Below are 15,842 nucleotides of genomic sequence, written 5' to 3' on the forward strand. Positions count from 1 at the left end.
CGACGGTGGTCGGGTCCGATCCAGACCGACCCACAAGGAGCTTCCCGTGAATGCCGTCCCCGGCTCACAAGCCGATCGGCTGCTGAGCGCGTCACTCGTCGTCGCGCCCGTCCTCTACCTGGTCGCCACCGTCCTCTACGCCCTGCGCGGCTGGGAGTCCGACTCCGCGGGCGGGGTCTTCCACGTCCTCGGCGCCGTCGCCTACACGCTCGTACTGATCCGTGTCGCGACCTGGACGTCCGGCGCGCTCGGGGCCGCGCTGCTGGTCGTGGGCTCGATCGGGATCGCCGGCAACGTCGCCTACGGCTTCGACGCGATCCACGTCGCCCTCGGAGACGTCTCCCTGGTGGACCGGGGCGGCGCGGCCGTCCTGATCAAACCCCTCGGGCTGGGCTTCCCGCTGATGCTCCTGATGTGCGCGATCGCACTGCGAGGCGTCGCACCGCGGTGGACCGCGATCCTGATCGGGCTCGCCGCACTCGCGTTCCCGATCGCGAACATCGGCAACATCCCCGCTCTCGGCGTCGCGGACAGCATCGCCGCGGTCGTCGGTTTCGGTGCACTGGCCGTGCGGCGAGAGCCCGCACCGCCAGCAGACGCTGATCCCACCGTCGGCGGACGAACGACGGCGGGGATAGCGTCATGAGAAGACAAGGTCGGATCCGCCGGATCGGACTGCTGTGTGTTGTGGCCGTGGCCGCCGCTGCTCTGTCGAGCGGTCCGGGCGGGGGCCGCGCGGACGAGCGCGGTGATCGCAGCGCGGGCACCGGGTATTCCGACGACGGTGAGACCGGCAACCGTGACAGCGGCGCGGGTCTACAGCCAGCCGTTGCGTTTGAAAGCGCGGTGCAGCGCCACACAGACGATGGCAATGAATGCCAGGGCGGCGGGGTAGCCCCAGGCCTGGTGCAGTTCGGGCATGTGGTCGAAGTTCATGCCGTAGATGCCTGCGGTCGCGGTAGGGACGGCGGCGATGGCAACCCAGGCGCTGATCTTGCGCATGTCTTCGTTCTGGGCGACGGAGACCTGGGCGAGTGTCGCCTGCAGGAGGGAGCCGAGCACGTCATCGAACCCGGCGATGCGTTCGGTGACCCGGTTCAGGTGGTCCTCGACGTCACGGAAGTAGCTGCGGACCTCACGGGGAACCATGCCGACGCTGCTGTCGGGGTCGGCGAGAGCCCACAGCGGGGCGGCTAACGGCAGGACGGCGTGCTTGAACTCCACCACCTCCCGTTTGAGCTGGTAGACGGCGCCCGCGTCGGGGAAGCGGATCCGGTGGTCGAACACCGCGTTCTCGATGGAGTCGATGTCGGTCTCCACACGGTCGGCGACCTTCAGGTAGTCATCGACGATGTGGTCGGCGATGGCGTGCAGCACCGTGGCGGGGCCGCGGGCGAGCAGGTGCGGACGGGCTTCCAGCCGGGCACGCAGGGTCTGCAGCTCGCCGTACGCGCCATGGCGGACGGTGACCACGAAGTCGGAGCCGAGGAAGACCATGATCTGCCCAGTTTCGACGATCTCGGAACTCGCGGAGATCTCGTCGTGCTCGACGTAGCGGATGGTCTTCAGCACGACGAACAGGGTGTCGTCGTAGCGTTCCAGCTTGGGGCGCTGATGGTTGTAGCTGGCGTCCTCCACCGCGAGGGGGTGCAGCCCGAAGGTGGCTGCCACCGCCGACAGGTCGTGCTCGGACGGCTCGTACAGGCCGAGCCAGACAAAACCGTTGTGTCCGGCACGTACGGCGCGCAGCGCCGCGTCGAACCCGCACGGGTGGGCGTCGCGTTCGCCATTGCGGTACACCGCACAGGCCACGATCGAGTCGCGGTCACCCAACGTCCCGCCCTCCATGCCGGACGGGTGCCGCCGAGGATGGACTAGCGACACTCGCCTGCGCAGGGCGCCACCAAGCCGACTGGCGCCATCCCTGATGGTGAAGGCCGGGCTGGGCGCGGGACGACGTGGCCTCGGCACACGGTCACGCTCCCCGTCCATGGGAGAAGCCTACGGCGGTCGGTCGGTCGGCCGACCGTCTGCTGGCCGGACAGGCATCCGGCGGCCGGCAGACCGGAGCTACACCACCAGACGACCACAACATCGGCCTGTGGTCAGTAGTCGGCGGGCGTGCTCGGGTGCCGGCGCGACGTGCCCGTGCGGGATCATGTGAGGCGGGATCGCTGCCGTTCGCGGTCGGGGTCGTGCATCAGAGCCAGCCACGGCCAGATCCCTGGTGCGCCATCCGTCCGTCCCGGTCGCTGGTCACAGCCACCGCCGCTGGCGGAAGATCACGTACAGCAGGGCGGAGACCACGCCCATCAGTCCGAGGGCGAAGGGATAGCCGAATGCCCAGCCCAGTTCCGGCATGCGATCGAAGTTCATCCCGTACACCGTGCCGATGAGGGTAGGGGCGAACAGGATGGCCGCCCAGGCGGAGATCTTCTTGACCTCTTCGTTCTGTGCCAGGCTGGCCTCGGTCAGGGTCTTCATCTCCTCGTTCTGACGTTGCCCGACCAGCGCCGTGTTGACCGTCAGGATGTTCTGCAGCAGTTGGCGTAGGCCGTCGATGCGTTCCACCACACCCACCACATGGTCGGAGACGTCGCGCAGGTACTGCTGCAGCTCGGTGTCGACGCCGTACTTCGCGAAACCGGCCGCCAGCCCGTCCAACATGCCCGTCAGCGGCTTGGCCGCCCGTTGGAACTCGATGACCTCCCGGGACAGTTCATAGATACGCCGGCTGACCTCGGGGGCACCGCGGAACACCTCGGTCTCGATCTCGTCGATGTCGTTTTCCAGCCCGGCGACGACCGGGGCGTAGTCGTCGACGACCCGGTCGAGGATCGCGTACAACACCGCCTCGGGGCCGTGGGTCAGCAGGTCGGGGTCGGATTCCATCCGTCGCCGCACCCGGGGCAGGTCCGGCGCGTCGCCGTGCCGGACGGTGATGACGAAGTCGTCGCCGATGAACACGTGCAGCTCGGAGAAGTCGACCTCTTCCCGGGCGTCGTCGTAGCGGGCCGCGCGCAGGACCACGAACAGGGTCTTGCCGTACCGTTCCAGCTTGGGCCGCTGGTGCGCCTGCACGGCGTCCTCGATCGCGAGCTCGTGCAGGTCGAACTCGGTGGCGATCGAGGCGATCTCCTGCTCGTCCGGACGGACCAGGCCGATCCACGCCAGATCCTGTTTGTTCCCGTCGCGGTGGTCCCGGAGCAGCTGGTAGGTGTCCGCCAGCGTGTCCGGCTGCGCCAGCCGCCGCCCCTCGCTGTAGAACGCGTTCTCGACAACGGTCATCACATCAACTCCCCGGGCCGCGAACGGTCTCCGCCTCGATCCGCGCGGATGGCGGTGCCGGCCGGAGCCACACGAGTTCCGCACCCGCCGCGGGACGACCGTCCACGGCGTGCCCGGTCGGCCTCCGCGACCGCCGCACACCCGACCCCAGTAGACCCGTCGCCAGGTCGAACAGTCAAACATTTGCGCAAGTATCGAGGGGTGGTGACGCTGACGGTGGCACCCGAGTAGCGCAGACCGCCCGGAAGGACGACCCGTGCCCCACGACCGTTCCGCCCAGCCGCCATCGGACGCGTTGCCGCTCGACCTGCTGCAGGACACCGCGGCCACGTTCGGCCTGCTCTCGGCCACCGTCCGCCTGCACATCGTGTGGCTGCTGGCGGCGGGCGAACGCGACGTCGGCACCCTGGCCGACGAAGTGGGCCAGAGCGTGGCCACGGTCAGCCATCACCTGGCCAAACTCAGACTCGCCGGCCTCGTGCGCGCCCGCCGCGAAGGCAAACGGCAGGTGTATCTGGTCGACGACCCGCACGTCGTCGAGATCGTCCAACGCGCCGTCCGCCACCACGACGACCTGCGCGACAGCCCGGCACGCCGGCGACGAGCCCATGGCGCATGATCTACGTGCATGGCTGGCAAGCTGGCGCGCAGGTCAGCGAGTTGGGCGGCGTGGTCCAGACCAAGGACCTTCGGCGTGCCGCAGCAGCAGCCCCGGCAGACGGTGACAGTGCAACGCACCCCTCCCGCCTGCGCCGTAGCGGGCGGCGGTCTCGCGGCTGCAGCGGCTCACTGGCCGTTCCGGCTGCGGGCGCGGTGCCAGGCGGCGTCGGCCAGCAGGCGCAGGCCGTTGAGTCCGACGATGACGGTGGAGCCCTCGTGGCCGGCGACACCGAGGGGCAACGGGAGGGTGCCGGCCAGGTCCCAGACCACCAGGCCGGTGATGAAGAGCGAGGCGATGACCAGGTTCTGCACCACCAACTTGCGGGCCCGGCGGGAGAGCGCCACGACCGTGGGGATGGTGGCCAGTTCGTCGCGCACGACGACGGCGTCGGCGGTCTCCAGGGCGAGGTCGGATCCGGCCCGGCCCAGGGCGATGCCGGTGTGGGCGGTGGCCAGCGCCGGGGCGTCGTTGACGCCGTCGCCGACCACCAGAACCTTGTGCCCGGCCTGCTCCAGTTCCTGGACGGCGCTGACCTTGTCCTGCGGCAGGAGCCCGGCGCGGACATCGGTGATGCCGACCTCGTCGGCGAGGCGGGCCGCGGCGCGCGGGTTGTCGCCGGTGATCAGGACCGGAGAGGTGCCGGTCAGGCTGGTCAGCGCGGAGACGGTCGCGGCGGCGTCCTCGCGCAGCCGGTCGGCGATGCCCAGCACCCCGACCGGGGTGTCGTCCACCTCGACCAGCACGGCGGTGCGGCCCTCGCTCTCCAGCTGCCAGGCGACCGCGGCGGCAGGGTGGTCGGTGCGGCCGTTCAGCAGCCGGGCGGGGCTGCCGACCGCCACGCCGCGGCCGTCGACGGTGGCGGTGACCCCGGTGCCGGGGGCGGAGTTGAAGTCCTCCACCAGCGGAATGTCGAGGTCCCGGGTGCGGGCGGCGTCCACGATGGCGCGGGCCAGCGGGTGCTCGCTGGGGTGCTCGGCCGCCGCCGCGAGCCGCAGCAGCGCGTCTTCGGTCAGGCCGGAAGAGACCAGCGGACGGACGTCGGTGACCCGGGGGGTGCCTTCGGTCAGGGTGCCGGTCTTGTCCAGCGCCACGGCGTCGATCTGCCCGAGCTGCTCCATGACCACGGCCGACTTGACCAACACGCCGTGGCGTCCGGCGTTGGCGATCGCGGACAGCAGCGGCGGCATGGTGGCCAGCACCACCGCGCACGGCGAGGCGACGATCATGAAGGTCATCGCCCGCAGCAGTGTCGGCTGCAGTGCGGCGCCGAACAGCAGCGGGACGGCGAACAGTGCGATGGTGGCCGCGACCATGCCGAGGCTGTAGCGCTGTTCGACCTTCTCGATGAACAGCTGGGTGGGCGCCTTGGTCTCGGAGGCTTCCTCGACCATGGCCACGATCCGGGCGATCACCGAGTCCGACGGGTCGCGTTCGACCTTCACCCGCAGGGCGCCGGTGCCATTCAGGGTGCCGGCAAACACCTCCTCCCCCGCGTCCTTCGCCACCGGCAGCGGCTCCCCGGTGATGGTGGCCTGGTCGACCTCGCTCGCCCCGTCCAGGACACGGCCGTCGGCGCCGACCCGCTCACCGGGTCGCACCAGGATGGTGTCACCGACCGCGAGCTGCCCGGTGGCCACCGTCTCCTCGCCGCCGTCGTCGGCGATCCGGGTGGCGGTCGTCGGGGCGAGGTCCAGCAGGCCGCGCACCGAGTCCGCGGTGCGGGCGGTGGCAATGGCCTCCAGGGAACCGGAGGTGGCGAAGATGACGACCAGCAGGGCGCCGTCGAGGACCTGCCCGATCGCCGCCGCACCGATCGCGGCGACCACCATCAGCAGGTCCACATCCAGGGTCTTCTCACGCAGTGCCTGAAGGCCCGCCCAGCCCGGCTCCCAGCCGCCGATCGCATAGGTCAGCGCGTACAGCGGCACCCAGGCCCACGCCGGAGCTCCGAGCAGCTGCAGCGGCAGCGCGATCAGGAACAGCACCAAGGCGGCCGCGGCCCAGCGGGCCTCGGGCACCGCGAAGATCCGGGTGCGGCGCCTGGGCACCACCGCGTCACGGACGGCGCCGCCGGCCGGAGCCGGACGGGTCAGAGTGGAAGGCATGCGGCGGTGACCCTTCACGCGGGAACTCGGCGCCCCACCACGATACAGGAACACATGAACATTTCTTCATTTGTTCCTGGGTGGCCGGTATCATCGGCCCCATGGGCCATGGAGCCGTCACCGCCGCCGAGAACGCCGTCCCGCGCACCCGCCTGGACGCGACCAACGCCGCCAAGGTCGCCACCACGCTCCAGGCGCTGGCGACTCCCTCACGGCTGCTGATCCTTGCCCGGCTCCGCGAGGGACCACTCGCGGCCACCGACCTGGCTGCCGAGGTCGGCATGGAACAGTCCGCCTGCTCCCACCAGCTACGGCTCCTGCGCAATCTCGGCTTGGTGGTCGGCACCCGCAAGGGCCGCTCGGTGATCTACGCCCTGTACGACAACCACGTGGCCGAGCTGCTCGACCAGGCGATCCACCACGTCGAGCACCTGCGGCTTGGTATGACCGACACCCCCGCCGAAGCGGTGGAGCCGCTCTCCACGATGGCAGCGGCCCCGGCGGACGCCTTGTAGTCCCGGTGACCGACGAAGGGGAGCAGCCGGAAGCCCTCCCCGCGCAAGGCCCGGTCAGGCGCCGGACACTGTGGTGGCTGAGCATCGTGTGCGGGTCCCTGCCGTGCGTGGCGTGGTCGTCGTCGTGACCGTTGCCGGCCTCGCCGTCGCCGGATGCTCGGTGCCCGGGCCCGCGGGTACCCCGATGCGGCGCCCGGCCCTGCGCGTCGTGTTGGTGGCGGCGCCGCCATGCTCATCACCGCTCTGGTGGGCCGGATCGCGCATGTGGCCGGCATCTGACCGACGCGGACCGCGGGCCTTCCCGCAGTGGTCGGCCTGCCGGCGTCGCCGTTGTGCTACAGCAAGGTTCGCGGTCAGCAGCCGCCGGGGGGTTGCACCGGTCGGGGCGCGTGCGGCGGAGCCTGGCCATCGCTCGCGCGGGACCAGATCAGACGCGCCGCGACCGCCGGCGCGGCGCGCGTGTATCGGACAGGCCGGGTTTGCTCGCGGTGCGGGCGTCGGATAGCCACGGAGAGGTGAGATTTCACCGCGACCAGGACCATTCACATCTTCCCAACGCGCCGTTCGCTCATGTGACCGCGTCCGAGATCAGCGCCAGGGAGTTGGCCAGCACGCCGATCACGACCTCGGCGGCCATGAAGGTGGCGATCAGTGCGAGCGCGATGGTCAGCCAACGCCGGTCGGCGTCGGCTGACACCCTGTGGGAATCCCCTGCGTGCCCGCTGCCCGGCTCGTGCCCGCCGTCGTCGCGGTCGCGGTCGTGGTCGTGCGTGCTCATACGGTGTGCCCTCCCCGGGCCGGTGGGGCCGTAGGCGTCAGTGGAGCGCGGATCGGCCGAAAGTCCGAAGGCTGCGCGGGTTGCCGTCGTCGTCGCCGGTCCGCCCGCCACCGAATCCACCGGCGGGAGGCACGGGGGCGGTGGTTAGGCGGCCTGGTGGTGGGCCAGTGCGGCGTGCGGGTCTTCCCCGCCGGTGCGGGTGGGGTCGGGGTGGATCAGAGCGGCGGTCAGCCGGGGAACGGCGTGCAGTAGGGCGTGTTCGGCGTCGACGGCGACCTGGTGTGCGGACCACAGGCTGAGGGAGCCGTCGACGACGACGGTGGCCTCGGCCCGCAGCTGGTGGCCGATCCACCGCATCCGTACCTCGCCCACCCCGACCACGCCGGGCACCTGGCGCAGGGCGGTCTCCGCGGTGTCGACCAGGGCGGGGTCGACGGCGTCCATCAGGCGGCGGAAGACCTCCTTGGCCGCTTCCTTGAGGACCGCCAGGATCGCGACGGTGATCAGCAGGCCGACTATCGGGTCCGCCAGCCGCCAGCCGAGCGCGGCCCCGCCGGCGCCGAGCAGGACGGCCAGGGAGGTGAAGCCGTCGGTGCGGGCGTGCAGCCCGTCGGCGACCAGCGCCGCCGAACCGATCCGCCTGCCGGTGCGGATGCGGTAGCGGGCAACCCACTCGTTGCCGACGAAGCCGGTCACCGCGGCGGCCGCGACCGCGGGCAGGTAGCCGACGTCGCGCGGGTCCAGCAGCCGGTCGATCGCGGTGTAGGCCGCGAGCGCGGAGGAGGCGGTGATGGTGAGCACGATGGCGATCCCGGCGAGGTCCTCGGCGCGGCCGAGGCCATAGGTGAACCGGCGGGTCGCGGCTCGGCGGCCGAGGACGAGCGCGATGCCCAGCGGTACGGCGGTTAGGGCGTCGGCGCCGTTGTGGATGGTGTCGCCCAGCAGGGCCACCGACCCGGACAGGACCACGACCAGGGCCTGCAGCACGGTGGTGACGCCCAGGACGGCGAGCGAGATCCACAGCGTGCGCATGCCGTCCGCGGAGGCTTCCATCGCCGGGTCGACCTTGTCGGATGCCTCGTGGCTGTGCGGGGTGACCACGTGCGCGGCCCGGTGCCGCAACCGCGCCCACCGGCCCGGTCCGGGCTCCTGGTCATGGCCGTGCCCGTGCCTGTGCTCGCCGTGGTCGTGCCCGTGCTCGCCGTGGCCTGCGTGCTCGTGCCGGTGGCCACCGCCCCGCCCGTGGCCGTGGTTGTGGCCGGGCGGCTCGCGGGTCGTAGTCGGGTCGCTCACGGCAGCTCACGCCTTCCGGTTCGGGGGTCGACATGGCAGGTCGACATGGCAGGCCGGTTGGACACCGGCGATCCACCGCCCCATCATGTGCATATGAGTGCACGCATGCAACTATCAGGTGCGCACAGGCCGCAACAGCCAGACGATGGCGAGCGTCTGGCCGTGGCGGCGGAGGTCCTGGGGCTGCTGGCCGACCGCACCCGCCTGGCCCTCCTGCAACGCCTGTCCGAGGGCGAGGCGGACGTGACCACCCTCACCGAGGCGTGCGGCGCGGCCCGGCCCTCCGTCAGCCAGCACCTGAGCCGGCTCCGCCTGGCCGGGCTCGTCACCACCCGCAAGGAGGGCCGCCGGGTGGTCTACGCCCTGCGGCACGGCCACCTCCGCCGCTTGGTCGCCGAAGCCCTGGGCGTCGCCGACCACCAACTCGGCCGTCTCCCGCCCCACGACTGACAGCGCGGCCCTCACGTGCCCGGTGGGACGATGGTCAGAGCCAGTGCCTACGTTTGAAGAACGTGTAGAGGCTGGTGCAGACGACGACAGCAAAGGGGACTCGGACGAGATCCTGCCACTGTGCACCCGCGTCCGGGATGCCGGCGGCGTGGCCACGCTTAATTACGAATAGATAATTATGATCTAGCAACGATGCTGCACGCATAACTATGCCTTGGCAAGGGTCTAGTCTGTGTGGCGTGACCAACGACCAGCGGCGGCCGGTGCAGGAGACAGCCGGACCCGCCGTGGACCCCCGGTGGGAGGAGCTCGCCGACCTGGCGTTGATCATCAGCCGGGAGATCCAGTTCCGTGGCTACATCGACGAGCGGGCCGTCACCCTCACACAGTCGGAAGGCATGGTGATGCGCTACCTGCAGCGCGAGCCGACCGCGACCCCCAGCCGGATCGCCGACGCGACCGGACTCCAGCGCACCAACCTGTCCGCCGTCCTGCGAGGACTGGAAGGTAAAGGGCTCGTCGAACGGCGGGCCCAGCCGGACGACCGCCGCGGCGTGATCGTTCGCGCCACCGAACGCGGACGCAGCAACTACGCGCTGGTACGGAACGAGTGGGCTGCGGCGGTCTCCGCCGCGGCTGGCAACAACACCAGCCACCTCGACTCCGCGCTCAGGTTGCTGCGCACAGTCACAGCCGGCCTGGTGGAGATGCGCCCGCGCAGCCCGTCCTCCACACCCGCGGCGTGACCAGCTTCGAACCACGCCGCGCGGGCCGGTCTACTCCAACGCGAAGCGGCCACTCTCGCGGGGCATTTCACCCTCCGAGGCAGAACGCGGAGCCCCATCGGGCGCCCACGCCTTTGGTAGCAGCCGTCAGCCGTGGTCGTCGGTGATCTCGACACTGAGCGCGCCGAGGCCGGTGATCTGCCCTTCGAGGCGGTCGCCCACCTTCAGCCAGGTGCCCGTTGCCAGGCCAACGCCGGCCGGCGTGCAGGTCATGACGACGTCGCCCGGCTCGAGAGTCACGTGTTCGCTGACGCGGGCGACCTGCTCGCCGACGTCCCAGATCATGTCGGCCGTGTTCGCGTCCTGGCGTAGCTCGCCGTTGACCCAGAACCGCAGGTCCAGGTGGCCCGGGTCGACGAAGCGTGCTGGCACGACCGCCGGGCCGAGCGGGCAGCTGTCGTTGAACGCCTTGCCGCCGAACAGGTCGAACTTCACCAGGTGCTTGGGGTGGCGCTGCCAGTCGCGCGCGGACAGGTCGATGCCAATGGTGTAGCCGGCGATGTGGTTCCTGGCCTCGGCGACGCTGATGTGCCGGCCGCGCTTGCCGATGACGAAGGCCAGCTCGAGTTCGTAGTCGAACTTCGCCGACTGCACCGGGTAGCGCACCGAACGACCCGACCCCACGAGGGTGGTCGTCGGCGGCTTGAGGAAGAACACCGGGATGTTGTCCTCCTTGCTGAACCCCGTATGGCCGCCATCCCTGGTGACGTGGTCGTAGTAGTTCGAACCGGTGCAGATGACCTTGTGGGGGTACTGCAGAGGCGTGAGCCAGTCCTCCAGCCGGGCTGGCGCCGACAGCGACGGCGATGCGTCGGGTTCTGCGGTCATGCGGCCGGCGGCGGCGACCAGGGCCGGCTCCGCCCCTGCCCAGCGCTCGAACACGGTCATCAGCCCGCCACGCCCTGACGCGGTCAGCTCGGGGGCGACGTCTGGGATGCGGTAGTACCGGTCGCCGACGACGAGTGTCGGCGTCGGTGAACCGTCCACGTTGATGGTGGCCAGGGAGAAGCTGGTCATGTGATCACGTTCCCCGGGTTGGCGAGCATCGACCAGCGCTCGAGGACGAGCTCGAGATCGGACAGTGGGTCGGCGAGCAGCCGCCGGCTGATCGCGCGCACGAGGACGCGCCCCGGCTCGTCGAGGTACTCCACCGGCGAGCTGCCATCCACCCGGGCCAGCGCGAGCGCGGGCAGGAGGGTCGCGGCCCGAGCTGTGAGCGCGGGCACCGGTTCCCAGATGACACGGGCGGTGTAGGCGTCCGTGAGCGCGCGGGCCGCGGCCTGGAGCTCGGCGGCCAGGCACGGGAGCCTGACCGACTTGAGCAGCAGATGGTTGAGGCAGAACGCGAGGTCGAAGACCGGGTCGCCGAACCAGGCGCACTCGGCGTCCAGCAGCACCGGGCCGTGCGGGCCGAGCAGGATGTTCTTCGGGCTCACGTCCCCGTGGACCACGGCCAGGTGGGTGTTCGCGGTCCGCTCGGCCAGCAGCGCGAACCTCGGCCGCAGGTCCGGGTGGGCTCGGGCGGTGGCGCGCAGGTAGGGCTCGATCCGCAGCGCGTCGAAATTCTCGTCCGTCGCGAAGCGGGTCGCGCTCGCCGGGTCGGCGGCGCTCGCCGCGTGCAGGTCACCGATCAGGTCGCCGACGGCCCGGGCGGCACTGACGTCGACCTCGCCAGCGAACAGCAGCGTCTTCCACACCGGATAGCGCTCGGGCGGGAGGTACTCCATCGCGAACAAGCCCGCCTCAGGGTCATGGGCGAGCACCCGCGGCACCTGACCGGGACGGAGCGGCCGCGCGAACCGCAGCCAGGCGTACTCGACCGCGTTGCGGGAAACCGGCGCGAGCCAGGTGTCGGCCACCTTCAGCTGCGGCAACGACCCCTTGACGCACAGCGACCGACCGGCCACGTCCACGCGCCACAGGTCGGAGGACACGCCGCCGGGCAACGGTGTGAGTAAGGGCTCGGCAGTGGGCGCGACGAGATGGTTGCGCCGCAGGAACTCGATCACTACCAGGCGCTGCTCAGCGCCGGACCGGCTCACGCGCTCAGCCTCGCCGTCGCCTGGTGGTTGCGCGAGGCATCCGGTGCGGCTGGGTATCCGCGGTACGACAGCGTGGGGTCCTCGGCGATGCGCAGCAGCTGGTTGTACTTGGCCAGCCGCTCGGAGGAGCGCACCGAGCCGACCTTGATCTGCCCGGCGCCGGTGCCCACCGCCAGATCGGCCAGGAAGTCGTCCTCGGTCTCCCCGGACCGGGCCGACACCACCGGGGCGTACCCCGCGGCGCGGGCCTCGGCCAGGACCTCGAGAGTGCCGGACAGGGTGCCGTTCTGGTTCACCTTCACCAGCACACCGGTCGCGCAGCCCCGGGCGATGCCGAGCCGCAGGCGGGTCAGGTTCGTGGTGAACAGGTCGTCGCCGATCAGGTGCACCCGCGCGCCGAGGCGGTGGGTGATCTCCCGCCAGCCCTCCCAGTCCTCCTCGTCGAGCGGGTCCTCCACCGACAGGACGGGGAAATCCTCGACCCAGGAGGCGACGAGGCCGAGCACGGTCCAGCCGGCGGCGGCCAGCAGGCGCAGTACACCGCGAACGGGCGCGGGGAGTGACCGAGGTGCGCGGGGTCGCGCCATGAGCGGCTCTTCGGGCGGTCATGAGTGTGCTCCTGTGCGAGCGAGATTCTCGCCGTCTGGGGGTTCGGAGAGCGGGCGCCCGGTGTCGAGCTTGCCGCCGAAGACCCGGTGGGCGAACACGTTGTAGGCCACCACCAGGGGCATGTTGAGGCCGATGCCGACGAGGATGAACACCATCGTGTTGTGGGGACCGACCGCGCCCTCGACGGTCAGGTCCGGCGGCACGAGGACCGGATAACGGGCGACGGCGAGCGCGAGAATCACTGACACCGTCGCGACGACGAGGCCGCCGATAGGCAGCGTGTCGGCGGCGCTAGACCGTTGGCTCCACAAGAACGTGACCATGGCGGTCGTTGCCCCCGCCGCGGCGAACAGCAGCAGACCGCCGAAGGCGAACGCCCGTCCTGGGCTGCTGAGGTCCAGCCGCGCGGCGGTGTCGTTGATCGCGAAAAGGGCGGCGACCAGCAACGCGGCCGTGAGCGCCGTGCACGCCAGCCCGCGGCGCCCGGCGGTCTCGCGCAGGCTCCCGGACGACTTCTGCTTGGTGTAGGCGTAGCCGAGGGCGGTGTACCCCGCGGTGACGGTGACCCCAGCCAGCGCCGAGAACCAGCCGAAGGCGCCGAACGCCGAGCCTGCGTAGGCCCCGTTGCTCACGCGCAGCGCCGATGTCAGCGTGCCCAGCGCGAAACCCTGGCCGAACGAGGCCAGCAGGGATGCGATTCCGAAGGCGGTCGTCCAGCGGCGGCCGGGCGGGGCCTGGGACGCCATCTCGATGCTCACGCCGCGCACGATCAGCGAGAACAGCACAACGGTCATCGGGAGGTAGGCGTGCGGGAGGACCGTGCCGAACGCCAGCGGGAACCCGGACCACAGCGCGACGCCGAGCAGGATGAGCCAGGTCTCGTTGCCATCCCAGGCGACCGCGACGGACTCGAGCATGCGCCGCCGGTGCTCGCCGTCGCGCTCGAGCAGACTCGCCACGCCGACCCCGAGGTCGTAGCCGTCCAGCACGATGTAGGCAAGAAAGCAGACGAGCACCACCGCGAGCCACAGCGAAGTGATCATCGCGTCGCCACCTCCGGGGAACTGAGCAGCGCGCGACGTTCAGCTGGTATCGGAACGTCCGCGGATTCGAGCGGAGTCAGATCCGGCGGCTCCGGTGACGGTTGGCGCCGTGGATCGTCCCGTTCGGGACCGATACGCATCGTGCGCACGACATAGGCGATGTACGCCGCGAGCATGCCGAGGTAGAGCGCCGAGACGCCGATCACCGAGAACAGCACCTCGCCGGAGGCCAGCCTGGAGACCGCCTCGGACGTGCGGAGCTGACCGAAGACGACCCACGGCTGGCGTCCCGCCTCGGCGGTCACCCAGCCGCCGAGGATGCCGAGGACGCCGGCCGGTGTCGTCCAGAGAACGAATGCGTGGAATCGTCGCGCGGTCCACAGCCGGTTCCGCATGCGCAGGACCGTGGCGGCGAACGCCGTTCCGAACATCAGCAGTGCCGCGAGGTAATGGCGAACTGCCATCGGGACAATTCGAGCAGACTCATCACTGCTCCACGGGTATGTCCGCGGCGTGGGCCGTGAAGCGCGGCAGGAAGCGGCTGCCGACGACCAGTAGCACGACGATGCCGAGCTGGACGCCGACCGCACTGCCGAAGGCCTCCGGAATGCTGTGCGGCTCCAGCGCCAGGTACAGCGTGCCGAGAGTCGCGACGCCGAGCGCCAGCCCGGACTGCTGCAGGGTGATGAGAACGCCGCCGCCAACGCCGGCGAGGTGGGCGGGGACGTCGCTGAGCACGGCGCGGAACAGCCCGGCGAACAGCATCGACTGTCCGGCGCCGACCAGGAGCAGGGGTCCACCCAGTTCGGCGAGGCTCACGTGCGGCCAGCCGGTGGCGAGGATGACGATCAGCAGCGCCAGTCCGGTCCCCTGCACCAATCCGCCCACGGCGAGTACACCGCGGCCGAACCGGTTGATGAGCTTGGGACTGACGATCGAACCGAGGAGGAAGAGGACGGCCATCGGCAAGATCGCCAGCCCGGCCTTGAGTGGGCTGGCATGCAAGCCGCCCTGGACGGTGAGCGCGAAGACGAACATGAAGGAGCCGAATCCGAGGCTGAACGCCGCGATCATGGCCAGCCCGCGGGACATGGACGGCAGCTTGAGCAGTGACGGCGGCAGCAGGGGCACCTCGCCGCGTGTCTCCGCGCGTCGTTCCACGACGACCGTGACGGCGGCCAGCGCGACGGCGACGGCGAGCAGCACCCACGTCCAGGCCGGCCAGCCCAGCGTGTGGCCCTCGGTCAGCGGCACGAGGAGGGCGGTGAGCGTCGCCGCGAAGAGGACCGTGCCCGGGACGTCGATGCTGGCCGGGTGCGGGGACCGGTTGGCGGGGACGACTATGCGCGAGGAAACGAACACCGCGATGCCCAGGGGAACATTGATCAGGAAGATGGGCCGCCAGGACGTGCCGGCGATGTCGGCGCTGATCAGCAGCCCGCTGGCCACCTGGCCGACCACCGCGGCGATACCCGAGGTCGCGCCGTAGAGCGCCAGCGCCCGCGTCTTACGTTCACCTTCCAAGGTTGCATGGCAGGTCGCGAGCACCTGGGGTACCAGCATGGCGGCCGCCGCCCCCTGCACCAGCCGGGCCGCGATGAGTATGCCGATGGAGGGCGCCAGCCCGCAGGCCAGTGACGCCAGGATGAAGCCGACCAGCCCTACCTGGAACAGGTTGTGGCGGCCGAAGCGGTCACCCAGCCGGCCCCCCAGGACGAGGACGGCGGCGTACGCGACACCGTAGACGGCCACCACCAGTTCCAGCGCGGCGGCGGACGCGTGCAGCGAGGCGTCGATCGTCGGCAGCGCGACGTTGACGATGAAGAAGTCGGCGATCGGCAGGAACGCGCCCGCCAGCAGGACGAGTACGCCGACCGGATGCAGGCCGCCGGCGCGCGCCACGGCACCCGGCGAGTCGGGTCGGACCGGTGCGGGTCGGGTGTCGAGAGAGGTCGTCACATGATCCTCCAGTTGTTATGACTACATCACTATATACCGATAATCATGATTGCGTCATAACTACCTGGGGTGTGGGCCTGATCCGCGACGGGGACCGACCAACGCGGGCAGGAGCTGCGGCTCGGCCGAGCGACGATCAGGGGTGGGCGGGGCTTGCCGACCTCGCGCTCGCCATCGCCAGGGAGATCCAGTTCCGCGGCTACATCGACGAGCGGGCCGTGCGCCCGCCACAGTCCGAGGGCATGGTCATGTCCGCCGACGTCTGCTCACGTCCACTGGTGTAGGTCACGGGCCGACTGACGTCCGCCGGGGTC

The 15,842-nt window shown here is 70.7% G+C and carries 17 protein-coding genes; 6 read left to right on the forward strand and 11 right to left on the reverse strand.

Going from position 1 to position 15,842, the window contains the following annotated elements:
• Nucleotides 1-46 precede the first annotated feature (46 nt).
• Nucleotides 47-646: a hypothetical protein gene (locus QOZ89_RS23785; protein WP_312625305.1), complete on the forward strand. Its 600-nt coding sequence runs from the start codon at nucleotides 47-49 to the stop codon at nucleotides 644-646.
• Nucleotides 647-816: 170 nt separating this feature from the next.
• Here QOZ89_RS23785 and QOZ89_RS23790 read toward each other — a convergent pair whose 3' ends face one another.
• Together QOZ89_RS23790 and corA are read right to left on the reverse strand one after the other, a co-directional pair.
• Nucleotides 817-1,833, reverse strand: a complete 1,017-nt coding sequence (locus tag QOZ89_RS23790) for a magnesium and cobalt transport protein CorA (protein ID WP_312625307.1) — start codon at nucleotides 1,831-1,833, stop codon at nucleotides 817-819.
• 423 nt (nucleotides 1,834-2,256) lie between these two features.
• On the reverse strand, nucleotides 2,257-3,288 hold the full coding sequence (corA, locus tag QOZ89_RS23795) for a magnesium/cobalt transporter CorA (RefSeq protein WP_071046744.1): 1,032 nt from the start codon (nucleotides 3,286-3,288) through the stop codon (nucleotides 2,257-2,259).
• Between the two features lie 256 nt (nucleotides 3,289-3,544).
• Between corA and QOZ89_RS23800 the strand changes: the two genes are divergently transcribed.
• Nucleotides 3,545-3,907: an ArsR/SmtB family transcription factor gene (locus tag QOZ89_RS23800; protein WP_071046743.1), complete on the forward strand. Its 363-nt coding sequence runs from the start codon at nucleotides 3,545-3,547 to the stop codon at nucleotides 3,905-3,907.
• Between the two features lie 167 nt (nucleotides 3,908-4,074).
• On the opposite strand, the gene QOZ89_RS23805 is transcribed toward QOZ89_RS23800, so the two are convergent.
• Entirely contained in the window at nucleotides 4,075-6,054 is a 1,980-nt protein-coding gene (locus QOZ89_RS23805) for a heavy metal translocating P-type ATPase (RefSeq protein WP_312625309.1), read from the reverse strand.
• An 80-nt stretch (nucleotides 6,055-6,134) separates the two neighbouring features.
• On the opposite strand from QOZ89_RS23805, the gene QOZ89_RS23810 reads away from it, so the two are divergent.
• Nucleotides 6,135-6,569 (forward strand): metalloregulator ArsR/SmtB family transcription factor, encoded by a 435-nt coding sequence (locus tag QOZ89_RS23810; RefSeq protein ID WP_312625311.1) that lies wholly within the window; start codon nucleotides 6,135-6,137, stop codon nucleotides 6,567-6,569.
• A gap of 568 nt (nucleotides 6,570-7,137) precedes the next feature.
• Here QOZ89_RS23810 and QOZ89_RS23815 read toward each other — a convergent pair.
• Both QOZ89_RS23815 and QOZ89_RS23820 read right to left on the reverse strand, forming a co-directional pair.
• On the reverse strand, nucleotides 7,138-7,347 hold the full coding sequence (locus QOZ89_RS23815) for a hypothetical protein (protein ID WP_312625313.1): 210 nt from the start codon (nucleotides 7,345-7,347) through the stop codon (nucleotides 7,138-7,140).
• A 144-nt stretch (nucleotides 7,348-7,491) separates the two neighbouring features.
• Complete coding sequence (locus QOZ89_RS23820; RefSeq protein ID WP_071046740.1) at nucleotides 7,492-8,640, reverse strand: cation diffusion facilitator family transporter; 1,149 nt, start codon at nucleotides 8,638-8,640, stop codon at nucleotides 7,492-7,494.
• Nucleotides 8,641-8,802: 162 nt separating this feature from the next.
• Here QOZ89_RS23820 and QOZ89_RS23825 point away from each other — a divergent pair, with 162 nt between their 5' ends.
• Nucleotides 8,803-9,090 (forward strand): ArsR/SmtB family transcription factor, encoded by a 288-nt coding sequence (locus QOZ89_RS23825; RefSeq protein ID WP_241841480.1) that lies wholly within the window; start codon nucleotides 8,803-8,805, stop codon nucleotides 9,088-9,090.
• Nucleotides 9,091-9,329: 239 nt separating this feature from the next.
• Nucleotides 9,330-9,836: a MarR family winged helix-turn-helix transcriptional regulator gene (locus QOZ89_RS23830; protein WP_312625316.1), complete on the forward strand. Its 507-nt coding sequence runs from the start codon at nucleotides 9,330-9,332 to the stop codon at nucleotides 9,834-9,836.
• Nucleotides 9,837-9,962: 126 nt separating this feature from the next.
• On the opposite strand, the gene QOZ89_RS23835 is transcribed toward QOZ89_RS23830, so the two are convergent.
• The 6 genes from QOZ89_RS23835 to QOZ89_RS23860 are packed head-to-tail and all read right to left on the reverse strand — an operon-like array spanning nucleotide 9,963 to nucleotide 15,528.
• Complete coding sequence (locus tag QOZ89_RS23835; protein WP_312625319.1) at nucleotides 9,963-10,892, reverse strand: fumarylacetoacetate hydrolase family protein; 930 nt, start codon at nucleotides 10,890-10,892, stop codon at nucleotides 9,963-9,965.
• On the reverse strand, nucleotides 10,889-11,917 hold the full coding sequence (locus QOZ89_RS23840; protein WP_312625321.1) for a phosphotransferase family protein: 1,029 nt from the start codon (nucleotides 11,915-11,917) through the stop codon (nucleotides 10,889-10,891). Before QOZ89_RS23840 ends, QOZ89_RS23835 begins: the two co-directional genes overlap by 4 nt.
• Nucleotides 11,914-12,504: a phosphopyruvate hydratase family protein gene (locus QOZ89_RS23845; RefSeq protein WP_083418104.1), complete on the reverse strand. Its 591-nt coding sequence runs from the start codon at nucleotides 12,502-12,504 to the stop codon at nucleotides 11,914-11,916. The genes QOZ89_RS23840 and QOZ89_RS23845 overlap by 4 nt, the downstream gene beginning before the upstream one ends.
• A gap of 18 nt (nucleotides 12,505-12,522) precedes the next feature.
• Nucleotides 12,523-13,569, reverse strand: coding sequence for a cytochrome d ubiquinol oxidase subunit II (locus QOZ89_RS23850; protein ID WP_312625325.1), 1,047 nt, complete (start codon nucleotides 13,567-13,569; stop codon nucleotides 12,523-12,525).
• Nucleotides 13,566-14,033 carry a cytochrome ubiquinol oxidase subunit I gene (locus tag QOZ89_RS23855; RefSeq protein WP_312625327.1) on the reverse strand — a complete coding sequence of 156 codons (468 nt, stop codon included), beginning with the start codon at nucleotides 14,031-14,033 and terminating at the stop codon, nucleotides 13,566-13,568. The genes QOZ89_RS23850 and QOZ89_RS23855 overlap by 4 nt, the downstream gene beginning before the upstream one ends.
• 22 nt (nucleotides 14,034-14,055) lie before the next feature.
• Nucleotides 14,056-15,528 carry an MFS transporter gene (locus QOZ89_RS23860; RefSeq protein ID WP_198543056.1) on the reverse strand — a complete coding sequence of 491 codons (1,473 nt, stop codon included), beginning with the start codon at nucleotides 15,526-15,528 and terminating at the stop codon, nucleotides 14,056-14,058.
• Nucleotides 15,529-15,599: 71 nt separating this feature from the next.
• Here QOZ89_RS23860 and QOZ89_RS23865 point away from each other — a divergent pair, with 71 nt between their 5' ends.
• On the forward strand, nucleotides 15,600-15,812 hold the full coding sequence (locus QOZ89_RS23865) for a hypothetical protein (RefSeq protein WP_312625331.1): 213 nt from the start codon (nucleotides 15,600-15,602) through the stop codon (nucleotides 15,810-15,812).
• Nucleotides 15,813-15,842 lie beyond the last annotated feature (30 nt).

Source organism: Pseudofrankia coriaricola (assembly GCF_032027725.1).
In the GTDB taxonomy this organism is placed as follows: Bacteria; Actinomycetota; Actinomycetes; order Frankiales; family Frankiaceae; genus Pseudofrankia.

Coding starts and splice junctions, on each gene's coding strand:
- corA (WP_071046744.1), bottom strand. CDS start 3,288: ATGACCGTTGTCGAGAACGCGTTCTACAGCGAGGGGCGGCGGCTGGCG.
- QOZ89_RS23805 (WP_312625309.1), bottom strand. CDS start 6,054: ATGCCTTCCACTCTGACCCGTCCGGCTCCGGCCGGCGGCGCCGTCCGT.
- QOZ89_RS23815 (WP_312625313.1), bottom strand. CDS start 7,347: ATGAGCACGCACGACCACGACCGCGACCGCGACGACGGCGGGCACGAG.
- QOZ89_RS23835 (WP_312625319.1), bottom strand. CDS start 10,892: ATGACCAGCTTCTCCCTGGCCACCATCAACGTGGACGGTTCACCGACG.
- QOZ89_RS23845 (WP_083418104.1), bottom strand. CDS start 12,504: ATGGCGCGACCCCGCGCACCTCGGTCACTCCCCGCGCCCGTTCGCGGT.
- QOZ89_RS23850 (WP_312625325.1), bottom strand. CDS start 13,569: ATGATCACTTCGCTGTGGCTCGCGGTGGTGCTCGTCTGCTTTCTTGCC.
- QOZ89_RS23855 (WP_312625327.1), bottom strand. CDS start 14,033: ATGGCAGTTCGCCATTACCTCGCGGCACTGCTGATGTTCGGAACGGCG.